The following is an 11,782-nucleotide window of genomic DNA, read 5'->3' as shown; positions in this document are numbered from 1 at the left end:
CTAACCTCCAAATTCTCTCGCCTCAAAACGAGGCTTATCTACAAAAAAGGAATTCTCCTTGCGGAAAATGATCTCAGTCGTACCTATGGGGCCATTTCTGTTTTTGCCCACTATTATTTCAGCCTGCTCCTGCACGGGGCTGCTTTGGAAAATCCTCTGATACTCCCTTCCTTCTGCCCTAGCCCTATTTTCCCTTTCTCTTTCCTCCTGCTCCCTATACACCTCATCCCGATAGACGAATAAAATCGTATCCGCATCCTGCTCGATGGCGCCACTCTCGCGCAAATCACTCAGCATCGGGCGTTTGTTGGAGCGGCTCTCTAGGGAGCGATTGAGCTGAGATAGGGCGATGATGGGCATGTCAAGCTCGCGGGCCAGGAGCTTGAGCCCCCTTGAAATTTCACTCACCTGCAAGTGCCTGTCCTTGAAGGCCGCGTTTCCCATCATAAGCCCGATGTAGTCGATCACGCACAGGCTGATGCTAGGCTCCTGCGCCTTGAGCCTTCGCAAAATAGCCCTCACATCGCTAATGCTCGCATAGCCGCTATCGTAAATGAAAAATTTAGTCTTGGCATAATCATTACAAGCATCGCCCATGCGCGTCCATTCGCTATCGTTAAGGTCGGCGGTGAGAATTTTCTGCAAGGGGATGGCCGTCCTTGCTGCGAGCATCCTTTGTAGAATTTGCGTTGCGGGCATCTCAAGCGAAAACATCGCCACGCCCCTATTTTGCCTCAAAACCCTATCGATAAAATTCAAACACAGGGTCGTTTTCCCCATGCCCGGACGCGCCGCGATGATGATGAGCTCCCCATTTTTAAAGCCCTTCGTCATCTCATCCAGCTCATCAAAACCCGTCTCAAGCCCTATAACGCTAGCATTCCCTTGGGCTTTCTGCCTTTCAAATTCCTCCAAAAGCTCACCGATCACCACATCCACTTCCTTAATATCACTGACATTGATGCGATGCGTGAGGCTGAAAATTTCCTTACCAAGCTCATCGCTGATTTCACTCACGGGGCGATTTTCATTGATGCGACTGGGTAAAAGTGCGGCGAAATTCAAAAGCTGCCTGCGGATAGACCTCTCTCTAAGCTCGTGTGTGTAGGCACTCAGGTCGATGACTGAGGGCGTGGCGATGATTTCGTTAAGAATTTGCTCATCGAGCTTTTTGTGCTTTTTGATGAAGCTAAGACTGAGCGGCTGGCCTGCATTCACGCAAAGCACCATAGCCCTAAAGACATCCTGATGCGCCTTAAGGCTAAAATCCCTAGCCTCAACATCTCCCGCTATGCTGCCATAAGCCTCCTCACTCATAAGACAAGAGCTCAAAATCGCTCGTTCCAAATCCAAATCAAAATGTTCATTATGCTGCATTGTTAAAAATTTCAACCCAAAAATTCCACAATCTTCACCGCGTCATTGAGCCCCGTAACGATGCTCGCGCCGTTTTTGGTCGCTATATCACCGGCCACAAAAATCCCCTTGACATTGCTCTGCTTATTCTCATCCATTAAAGGCACGCCCTTATCATCCACCGCCACGCCGCATTTTTGCAAAAAATCAAGCGGCGTCGACCCCCCGATGGCATAAATGAGCCTGTCATAGAGCTCGCTCGCGCCGTCATTAAAGCGCACCTTTGCCTTGCCGCCCTCATCCTCCACAGCCTCGATATCCACGCCAAGCCTCAGCCTCACCCTGCCCAACTGCCCCGCCTCGGTGAGGTCCTTGAGGTTGATGTCGTTGAGCCTTGTGAATTCCTTCCTGCGGTAGCAAAGGCTCACTTCATTGCCGCTGGCCAAATCCACCGCATACTCCGCGGCCGAATTGCCCCCGCCCACGACCAAAATTTTCTCCCCGCCTTGGACGGAATTTGCGTTGAAATTTATGATTTTGTTGAGGCTTGATGGGAGTTTGTAGTCGGGCTTGTTGGGCTTGCCCATCCTGCCGATGGCGATGATGATATTTTCGCACGCATAAACCCCCCCGCCAGTGCTGACATGAAAGAGGCCATTTTCCTTTTTCACGCTCTCCACCTCGCTGCCAAACACGGGCTCGATTTTGTGCTCTTTTAGGGCGTTTTGTAGGGTTTCTATCGTGCTTTCCTTCGTGCCGTCCTCAAAGGGTATGTGCCCGTAATTTGTCCCCTCGCAGCCCTTGTAGGCCTTATCGACCCTCTTGCCGTCCTTGTAAAACTGCAGCAGGGTCTGGCAAATGGCGCCTGACTTTTCCAAAAGTAAGACTTCCTTGTTTTTCAGCCTCGCCTCCACCGCACACCCTATGCCAGTAGGCCCCGCACCGATGACAATCAAATCAACCTTTTTCATCTTCCACCTTTCCGTTTGATTTCTCGTAAATTTTTGTCAATTCAAAATAAAATCAAGCTTAAATCACAAAAATTCCACCAGCTCATCCAAAGTGAATCGCGCCTTATCCGGCACCCCCTCATCCGCAGCAAAGCCCAAAGCCACGATGAGCGTGGCCTGAGCCTTGTCGGTGTCTAGCTTCAAATATTCATTGAGCTTATCCCTGTCAAAGCCTCCAATGGTGCAGCTTGCAATGCCTAGCGAATTCGCCCCGTATAAAATGCTAGCCAGCGCGATATGCGCCTGCTCTCTAGAATAGGCCAACTTCGCCTTCTTATCCATGGAGCTTAAAAAGGGCTTGTAAAGCCGGACCCGCTTTTGGAATTCGACCTCGCTCATCTTTCTTTGACGCAGTTTGTCCTCGAAATAGTCCTCAAAATCAAGCCTTGAAACGATGATGATCAAAGCCGCCGCGCTTTTGAGGTGGGCTTGATGGTTGGCGATGAGGCTGATTTGACTTTTTTGAATTTTATCCTGCACGACTAGGAATTTCCACGGCTCAAGCCCCAAAGAGCTGGGGCTAAATCGTGCGACCTCCAAAATTTTACGCAAATCCTGCGCCTCGATGTCCTTATCCTTAAAATTCCTGCAAGAATACCTCGTACTAAAAATTTTCATAAAAACTCCACCACTTCTTCAAATTTCAAGCGCTGCTTGGGGTATTTTGGCTCATTAGCCTTGTATCCCAAACTCAAAATCACCGCCGTTTCAAAGGGCTCCTCAAGTCCCAAAAAGGCATCCACTCCCTCCTTTTCAAAGCCGCCTATCATGCACGAGTCCACCCCCACGCTCATCGCCGCTAGGGACATTTGCATCAGGGCCAGATAGCACTGAAGCTGGGCGTAGTGGTAGAGCTCCTGGGGGGACATCGGGTCGGTTTTGTGCGTGTAAGTGGCCAAAACCTCGCGGAATTTTTCCTCACTTCTGCCGCTAAAGCGCCTGATTTGCCTTTGCGCAAAATCGTCCTTGCTTTGCAAATCCTTGCGCGCTAGAATGATGACATTATGGCTTGCTGAGGCAACATTTTTTTGATGAAAGCAGAGTTTTGATAGCTCCTCGCCCCTGTCCTTTAGCACGACAAATTTCCACGGCTCAAAGCCATGAGAGCTCGGGCTTAAAATTCCACACTCCAAGATGAAGCGCAGTTTTTCCTCGCTGATTTTTTCCTCGGTAAAAAGCTTGCAAGCATAACGCTTGTTCAAAAGTTCTTTAAAGTTCATTTCATGCTCCAAAAAATTTATCGTTGACAAATATAAGAATTTAAAAAAAAATAATATCGACAACAAATAAATGCATTTGAATGTTTGGAGAGGGTAAAACTTAAATAAGTAGCATAAAAAATCAGCAGAAAGCTCTGCTGACTGAGGTGGCAGGGGGGATCACATCATCCCGCCCATGCCGCCCATCCCTCCCATGCCGCTCATGTCTGGCATGGCAGGTTTTTCCTCTTTGATTTCGCTGATGGTCGCTTCAGTGGTTAGGAGCATGGAGGCTACGGAAACAGCGTTAAGCAGGGCGATCCTCTCCACCTTCACAGGATCGATAATGCCCGACTTAAACATATCCACATATTCGCCTTTTGCCGCGTCAAAGCCAGAATTCTCATCACTACAATTTTCCACACTATTGACAACTACACCAGCGTCAAAGCCCGCATTTTCAGCAATTTGCCTCAAAGGCGCCCTCAAAGCCCTCTCCACAATGGCCGCTCCGATGGCCTCATCGCCTTGCAAATTCAGCTTAACCTTAGACTTCGCTTTGATTAAAGCCGCACCGCCGCCGATGACTATGCCCTCTTCAACCGCCGCTTTTGTCGCACTCAGCGCATCATCAACGCGGTCCTTTTTCTCTTTCATTTCTGTTTCGGTCGCTGCGCCCACCTTGATGAGAGCCACGCCCCCGCTAAGTTTGGCCAGTCTTTCTTGGAGCTTTTCTCTATCGTAATCGCTTGTCGTTTCAGCAATCTGCGCTTTGATTTGATTGATTCTTGCGTCGATGTTTGCCTTTTCTCCCGCGCCGTTGACGATGGTTGTGTTGTCCTTGTCAATGATGACGCTAGAAGCCTGTCCCAAATCCTCTAAAGTCGCACTTTCAAGCGTCCTGCCCAGCTCCTCAGCTATCACCTCACCGCCCGTCAAAATCGCAATATCCTCAAGCATGGCCTTGCGTCTGTCGCCAAAGCCCGGAGCCTTGACCGCAGAAATGTTCAAAACGCCTCTCAGTTTATTGACCACTAAGGTTGCCAAGGCCTCGCCTTCAATGTCTTCGGCGATGATCAAAAGCGGTTTGCCCGTTTTTTGAATTTGCTCCAAAACGGGAAGCAAATCTTTTAAATTTGTGATTTTTTTATCAAAAAGCAAAATGTAAGGATTGGAAAGCTCGGCGGTCATTTTGTCCGCATTGGTGATAAAATAAGGGCTCAAATAGCCTCTGTCAAACTGCATACCCTCAACGACATTGAGCTCGTCGTTGATGGATTTTGCCTCCTCCACGGTGATCACGCCATCTTTTCCCACTTTTTCCATCGCATCAGCGATTAGGGCGCCAATTTTTTCATCAGAATTTGCCGAAATGGTCGCCACCTGAGCGATTTCTTTTTTATCCTTAACCTCTCTTGAAAGCTTCTTAAGCTCATCCACAATAGCCTCGCAAGCCTTATCCATGCCCCTTTTCACCTCGATGGGATTAGCCCCCGCTGTGATATTTCTCAAGCCCTCTTTGAAAATAGCATGCGCAAGCACGGTCGCTGTAGTCGTGCCATCGCCCGCTTGATCGGCTGTCTTGCTCGCCACTTCTCTCACCAAGGCCGCACCCATATTTTCTAAGCCATCTTTAAGCTCGATTTCTTTCGCCACACTCACGCCATCCTTAGTGATGCTAGGCGCTCCAAAGCTTTTTTGGATGAGGACATTCCTGCCTCTTGGTCCCATTGTAACCTTAACGGCGTCGTTCAATTTTTTAACGCCCTCATAAAGCTTATTTCTCGCCTCATCTGAAAAAATTATTTCCTTTGCCATTTTTTACTCCTTATTTTAAAATTCCTAAAATGTCATCAAGATTCAAGACCAAATACTCGCCACCATCGAGCTTGATTTCCGTGCCGCCGTATTTGGCAAAAACGATTTTGTCGCCAGTGGAAAGCTCACTCAACTCCTTACTCACCGCTATAACTTCGCCCATCAAAGGCTTTTCTTTAGCATTATCGGGTATGATGATGCCTGAGGCTGTCGTTTTGGTCTCTTCCACCCGTTTGACTAAAACGCGTTTTCCTAAAGGTTGAAAATTCATTTTGTTATCCTTTCATTACATAGATTTGTTAGCACTCTTTTAAAATTTGAGTGTTAAAATATTACTACAAAAAATAAATGGTGTCAATAGTTTAAGTAAAAATATTTATAAATCTTTAGCTAATAAGACTAAAGTTATTTTATAAAATAATCATAAAGGATAAGCAATGAAAAAAATCATTTACGCCTTTTTAGCCTTAATTTTAGTGCTCTTCTTTGCCATTTATGGCTTACTTTTTACCAGTCTTGGTAATGCTGCCATTGTCAATATCGCTCAAAATAAAGTCAAGCAAGATTTTGGACTGGATTTAAACATCACGCGCCTTTCCCTGCGCCCTTCTTCTTTGGATTTGCAAGCCATCCTCAACAACGCTCTAGAGCTTGAACTCGACGGAAATTTGAGCCTCTTCGGCTTAGGATTTGATCTTGAATACAAATTGGAAGCCAACAAAAATCACACACAAAATGCAGGTTTGAATCTCAAAGATCTTCATTTTGCGGGAAAAATTCAAGGCTCTATCAATGATTTTATCGCAAATGGCAAGGGTCTTTTGTTTGACTCTAATATCATTTTGGATAGTAGAATTTACAAGCTTAGGCCACTTGATCTTCAACTTGATGCCCAAAAGCTAAACCTAGAAAAAATTTTAATTTTTCTCCATCAAGATCCCTATTTTAAAGGGCAAATTGATCTTGTGGCAAAAATTTCAAACAAAGATTTAAAACCTGATGGTAACGCTATAATAAAACTTGACATCAATGATATAAATCATGCGCAAATTCAAAAAAAATTTAAAGTCAATTTGCCAAAAAATTCTGATTTAAATTCCAAAATTTTAGCCACTATAAAGGATAACCGCATCTTCATTACGAGCCAAACGCAAAATTCATACCTCAATCTAACCAGTCAAAAAACTTTATACGATTTGACTCAAGATTCACTCCAAACTGATTTTAATCTCAAAATCCTCGACTTGAGCCAGCTCGAAAGTCTCACCCAAACAAAATTGAATGGCGCTTTGGATTTGAGCGGGGATTTGCTTTTCGCGCGAAGTGTCTTGCGCGATTTGGATGCAAAAATCAGCGGTTTGGGTGGGGAGGCTAGCATCAGGGTCAAAGAGGGGAAATTGCACCTCCTGCTCGATGCGGTGAGGCTTGAAAAAATCCTAGCCCTAGCAGGATACGGGTCTTTGGCGAGCGGAAATTTGCATGTGAATTTGAGGAGCGAGGCTTTGGATCTTAAAAATTTCAACGCAGAAGCAAAAATCGACAACGCAGCGATCGATCCTCAAGAAATCAAAAAAATCACCCACTTGAGCTTTCCAAACGCATCCCTAAGCCTCCAAGCACAAGCGGATTCAAACAACGGCAAAATCAGCTACAACGCGCTTTTAAATTCCACCCTGCTTGAAGTCAAAAAACTGAGCGGAAGCTATGACTCAAACAACGCAGAACTAAAACTAGTCGCCATGGTCAGCATCGATGATTTGTCGCAATTTAGCACTCTGGCCGGACAAAGGCTCCAGGGCAGCATGCTTTTAAATTCCAAGATCCACCTGATAGGCTCGCAAATCCAAAATCTCGACATTGATGCGAATTTGGCCGAGGGTAAAATCACGGCCCGTTCTGGAGGCAAAGATCTTGATGTGAGTGTGGAAAATTTAGACATCCAAAAGGCTTTGCTCATCGCGGGTTTGCCCCAGTATGCGGGTGGGGTTTTAAACGGCAAGGCTAAGCTTTCAAATCTTGATTTAAAAAAGCTCAGCGGCGATGTGAATTTGAATGCCAAGGGGGTTCTCAACGCCTCGGCTCTTAGCCAAATTTTGGATAAAAAATTCCCAGAAAACGCGCATTTTGATCTGAAAGCGAAGGCTTTTTTGAAAGATTCCGTGGCCGATTTTGACGCCTCGCTTCACTCCACCTTAGGCAATCTCAAAAGCCTAAAAGGCAATTTTGATCTCAATCAACGCACTTTAAGTTCCAACTTCACCCTAGCCCTGAATGATTTCTCCAAGCTTGGTTTTTTGGTGGAGAGAAAACTAAGCGGAAAGGCCGATTTTGAGGGGATGCTTTCGTTCGATAAAAAGCCAAAGGCCCTCATCACAAGCGAGAATTTATTCGAAGGCAAGCTCAGGGCGAGCCTTGAAAATGACGCCCTGAAAGCCTCGCTTAAGGGCGTTGATCTTTTCAGCCTAGCTAGGGGCGTGGATGTTATCGACCTTTATGAGGGCAGGGCCGATGCGGACATCAATTACAATCTTTTAAGCCAAAGCGGCACGGCGGGGCTTAATATGAGCGAGGGGAAACTCAAGCAAAACCCCATCACAAACGCCATCAAGCTCCTCACCTTCAAGGATATTACCGATAATGTTTTTCATAGCGCAAAGGCGCAGGCGACGATGCGCAAGGAGCTTGTTGATTTCTCCCTAAACATGCAGGCGCAAAATGCCCATATCAGCATCCATCAGGCTAGGATCAACACCGACAATCAGCACATCAAAATCCCCTTTGAAGCCCAGTTCAATCAGGCAAATTTCAAGGGCATCATCGAAGGCACGAGCGAGGATCCTAAGGTCAAACTCAGCACCGAGAGCGTCAAAAATACCCTCAAAAACATACTCAACGATACGGTCAAAAAGCCCACAGAGGATGGAAAACTTGACAAACTTTTGGATAAAATTTTCTAAGGCGTTTTGATGTTTAACGGCTTGATTAAAGAAATCGCTGGGGTGAGGTCCTACCAAAACAACATCTTAAGCCTCAAGGCCCTCCACAGGCCAGAGCTTGGGGCCAGTGTGGCGGTCAATGGTGCTTGCCTGAGCGTCATAAAAACGCATCGCGAGGGCTTTGATGTGGAGCTCTCAAAGGAAACGCGCGGCCTCATCGCGGTGGAAAATTTAAAGGACAGGGTGCACATTGAGCCCGCTTTGTGCTATGGCGATAGGGTGGATGGACATTTGATGCAGGGGCACATTGACGGAGTGGGGGTGCTTGAGGGCATTAAAAAAAACGAAAACGGCATGGATTTTTTCATCAACCTGCCGCCGCATTTGATGGAATTCATGGCGCCAAAGGGCAGCATAGGCATCGATGGGGTTAGCCTCACCATCAATGAAATTTTAGCCACCGGAGTGCGACTCACTCTCATCCCCATCACCTTCAACCAAACGCTTTTTAAAGACTATCAGATCGGCAGGAGGCTCAATGTGGAAAGCGATTTACTCGCGCGCTACTTGGCAGCAAAATTCAAACCCAAAGGACCTTCATGGCAGGAAGTGGACAAAATTTCTTATCTGTATTGAACGATGAAAAAATAGGCATTTTTTGCGCCTACGATAGGGACTATGGTCCTTTTAGGGGGGAAATTTTTGAAGGGAATTTGTTTGAAAATTTAGGCTTGGGTGGGATTAAAAAATGCGTTTTTATGAATCAAATCCACTCCCGCATCGTTACGATCGATGCGGGTAAAAATTCAAGCTGCGATGGCCTCATAACGCGGCAAAAAGGAACGGCGCTTTGCGTTTTGAGTGCGGACTGCTTGCCCCTGCTTTTGTGGCACAAGGATGGACTTGTGGCGGCCTTGCACTCGGGGAGGCAGGGCTGCTTTGAAAACATCCTAGCCGCCTGCGCTGCAGAGGTGGAAAAATTTTACCCCGAGCTTAAAATGGCGAACTTTAAGCTCTTCATCATGCCCGCAATCTGTCAAAGGCACTACGAGCTTGGGGGGGAAATTTTGGAGCATGCTGGGGCGCATTTTGGGGAATTCGTGCGCGAGAACCGGCTGGATTTGAAGGCGCTTGTGAAAAAACAGGCGCAAAATTTGGGAATGGAGGATATTGTGGATTTGGAGCTTTGCACCTTTGAGGATGGGTCCCTGCCCTCCTATCGCCGTGATAAAACACAAAGGCGTTTTGTAAGCGTCATCGTTTTGAAAGGATGAAAATGTATGAAAGAAAGGATTTGAGGGTGCTTAAGATCTTGCAAAAAGCACGGGAATTTAACGATGCGGATTTGTCCAATGAGGCCCTAGTTTCTCAGCTCATCGGCGCGAATTTAAGGGGCATTGAGACTGAGGATAAAAAAAGGATCGCCGCTCTCATCCAGTCTCTCATCAAAAGCAAAGAAGCCGCCCTCCTAAGCAAATAGCTCCCACTCGAGCACGAAGGTGCTGCCCTCATTTTCCCTCGAGTCGCAGGTGATTTTGATGCCGTTTTCAAGGCAGATTTTTTTCACCAAAGAAAGCCCGATGCCAAAGCCTCCCTGCGAGGCGTCAAATCGAGCGTAACGCTCAAAAATGCGGCTCAAATTCTCCCCCGCTATCCCGCAGCCGCTATCGCTGATTTGAAGGCGATTTTTTTGCAGGCAAATGTCGATTTTACCACCCTTTTTGTTGTATTTGATGGCGTTGCTTAGGAGGTTGTCAAAAAGCCTAGTGATGGCATTTTTATTGGCAAAAATGAAGGCCTCCTCGCTCAAATTCCGCTCAAGCCTTAGCTCTTTTTGCGCTAAAAAGGGGCTAAAATACTCAAGGCGCTCTGCGATCAAGTCCTTCATTTTAAGTCTGCTTTTCTCGTTTTCAAGAGTGTGGGAAAAATTATAAAACACAAGATCCGAATAAATTTGATGCAGGGTTTTGGCCGCGAGTTTGATGCGCTCAAATTTCTCATCCTGCGTTTTTTTCCTCTCAAGCTGCTCTACGCTCATCAAAATCACGCTTAGGGGCGTGTTGATCTCATGCGTGGAGTCCTTGATGAAGCGATCCAGCAGGCGAATTTTATCCTCGAGGGGCCTTAGGGCGATTTTCACCAAAACGAAGGCGATGAAGGCCAAAAGCGCGAAGGCCAAAAGCGCACAAAGCACCACTTTAGCACGGATGGCGAGTAGATCCTTTGCCACATCTTCGCCTTGCAATAAAATTTTCAAACCCTCATCGTTTGAAAATCGCTCCCCCCCTCGCCCCAAAAAATAGCCCTCAAAACTCATCGGCGCTAAGAAAAAAACCCTCCCATCGGCTATGCCCATGCCCCTGAACTTGGCCTTACTGCGATCAAAATCCAGATTGTCAAACCAAAGCTTATTGGCATCAAAAATGGCGAATTTCAAGCCCGAACTTTGGGCGATGTTTTTTGCGCTCTCATCCAGGGGCGTGAAGCGCGCATTGAGGACATTGATGAGGATATTTCTGTGCCAATCCCTAAGAATAGCGCCCTTTGAAAGAACGAGTCCCTCGTAAAGCTTGCCATACCAAAGGCTGAAAAATATCGCCAAAAATATCCCCGTCGTGCTAAGGTAAATGAGTAAAATTTGACGCACAACTCCCTTAGCCATAGCAATAGCCCCTGCCGCGTTGGTTGAGAATTTTTTCTTTGCCTAAAATTTTGCGTAAATTTTTCACATAGGCTCTAAGGCTCAGCTCACTGGGCTCCTCGTCAAAATCCCACAGCTTCTCAAAAAGCTCCTCCGTGCTTAAAAAACGATTTTTATTTTGCAAAAGCAGGGTCAAAAGTCGCAATTCTTTGCCCGGAAGTGGGATGAGGGTATCAAAATGATAAAGATTTTGAGAGGTCAGGCCAAATTTAAAACCCCCGCCCAAGTCCTCATAATCCTCATTTTTATGCGAAAAACTGCGCTTGAGTAGGGATTTCACGCGCAAAGCAAGCTCGGCTAGCTCGAAGGGCTTTCGAATGTAATCATCACAGCCGGCCTTAAAGCCCTGCTTCAAATCCGCCGTGGTGTTTAGGGAGGTCATGAAGATGCAGGGGCTTTGGCGTCCTGCTGCCCTTAGCTCTTCAAGCAGGGAAAAGCCATCGCCCAGAGGCACTTTGACATCAAAAATCCAAAGGGCGTAATCCTTCTCGTAGGCTTCGTTGAGGGCGTCTTTGGCGTTATGACAAAGCCCAACCTCATAGCCCTCTTCGCTCAAAAATTCCGCAACAATCTCCCCCAAACTCAAATCATCCTCGAGAAGTAAAATTTTCGCCGCCATTTTTTTCCTTGAAATTTTAGTATTTTATTTCAAAATCATCAATTTTCGCTAGAATCGCCCATTCAAAGCATAGCAAATGCTCGCTTCGTAAGAAGAGGAAAGTCCGAGCTGCAAAAGACAAGCATTCCATCTAACCGATGGCT

General features: G+C 46.5%; 12 protein-coding genes. 4 read left to right on the top strand and 8 right to left on the bottom strand.

Annotated features, from left to right (window positions below):
- The 6 genes from Q4A73_RS03010 to groES form a co-directional block, all read right to left on the bottom strand.
- Complete coding sequence (locus tag Q4A73_RS03010; RefSeq protein WP_303205958.1) at positions 1-1,377, bottom strand: replicative DNA helicase; 1,377 nt, start codon at positions 1,375-1,377, stop codon at positions 1-3.
- Between the two features lie 11 nt (positions 1,378-1,388).
- A complete protein-coding gene (locus Q4A73_RS03005) occupies positions 1,389-2,327 on the bottom strand; it encodes an NAD(P)-binding domain-containing protein (RefSeq protein ID WP_303205957.1) in 939 nt (312 codons plus the stop codon).
- Positions 2,328-2,390: 63 nt separating this feature from the next.
- Complete coding sequence (locus Q4A73_RS03000) at positions 2,391-2,984, bottom strand: nitroreductase family protein (RefSeq protein WP_303205956.1); 594 nt, start codon at positions 2,982-2,984, stop codon at positions 2,391-2,393.
- A complete protein-coding gene (locus Q4A73_RS02995) occupies positions 2,981-3,586 on the bottom strand; it encodes an NAD(P)H-dependent oxidoreductase (RefSeq protein ID WP_303205955.1) in 606 nt (201 codons plus the stop codon). Before Q4A73_RS02995 ends, Q4A73_RS03000 begins: the two co-directional genes overlap by 4 nt.
- A gap of 159 nt (positions 3,587-3,745) precedes the next feature.
- Positions 3,746-5,383: a chaperonin GroEL gene (gene groL / locus Q4A73_RS02990; RefSeq protein ID WP_303205954.1), complete on the bottom strand. Its 1,638-nt coding sequence runs from the start codon at positions 5,381-5,383 to the stop codon at positions 3,746-3,748.
- Positions 5,384-5,393: 10 nt separating this feature from the next.
- Positions 5,394-5,654, bottom strand: coding sequence for a co-chaperone GroES (gene groES, locus Q4A73_RS02985; RefSeq protein WP_303205953.1), 261 nt, complete (start codon positions 5,652-5,654; stop codon positions 5,394-5,396).
- A 166-nt stretch (positions 5,655-5,820) separates the two neighbouring features.
- Between groES and Q4A73_RS02980 the strand changes: the two genes are divergently transcribed.
- From Q4A73_RS02980 to Q4A73_RS02965, 4 genes are read left to right on the top strand one after another with little or no spacing between them, the layout of a single operon-like run.
- Entirely contained in the window at positions 5,821-8,340 is a 2,520-nt protein-coding gene (locus tag Q4A73_RS02980; protein ID WP_303205952.1) for a hypothetical protein, read from the top strand.
- A 9-nt stretch (positions 8,341-8,349) separates the two neighbouring features.
- On the top strand, positions 8,350-8,955 hold the full coding sequence (gene ribE / locus Q4A73_RS02975) for a riboflavin synthase (protein WP_303205951.1): 606 nt from the start codon (positions 8,350-8,352) through the stop codon (positions 8,953-8,955).
- Positions 8,919-9,593 carry a polyphenol oxidase family protein gene (locus Q4A73_RS02970; protein WP_303205950.1) on the top strand — a complete coding sequence of 225 codons (675 nt, stop codon included), beginning with the start codon at positions 8,919-8,921 and terminating at the stop codon, positions 9,591-9,593. Before ribE ends, Q4A73_RS02970 begins: the two co-directional genes overlap by 37 nt.
- A gap of 2 nt (positions 9,594-9,595) precedes the next feature.
- Positions 9,596-9,799: a hypothetical protein gene (locus Q4A73_RS02965; protein WP_303205949.1), complete on the top strand. Its 204-nt coding sequence runs from the start codon at positions 9,596-9,598 to the stop codon at positions 9,797-9,799.
- On the opposite strand, the gene Q4A73_RS02960 is transcribed toward Q4A73_RS02965, so the two are convergent.
- Positions 9,788-10,981: a HAMP domain-containing sensor histidine kinase gene (locus Q4A73_RS02960; RefSeq protein WP_303205948.1), complete on the bottom strand. Its 1,194-nt coding sequence runs from the start codon at positions 10,979-10,981 to the stop codon at positions 9,788-9,790. The two genes, Q4A73_RS02965 and Q4A73_RS02960, sit on opposite strands and share 12 nt — an antisense overlap.
- Entirely contained in the window at positions 10,974-11,639 is a 666-nt protein-coding gene (locus Q4A73_RS02955) for a response regulator transcription factor (protein WP_303205947.1), read from the bottom strand. Before Q4A73_RS02955 ends, Q4A73_RS02960 begins: the two co-directional genes overlap by 8 nt.
- Positions 11,640-11,782: the final 143 nt, after the last annotated feature.

This window comes from Campylobacter sp. (assembly GCF_030528245.1).
Lineage (GTDB): Bacteria > Campylobacterota > Campylobacteria > Campylobacterales > Campylobacteraceae > Campylobacter_D.
Note: the sequence above shows the minus strand (reverse complement) of the source record. Positions and strands in the feature narration are given on the sequence as shown.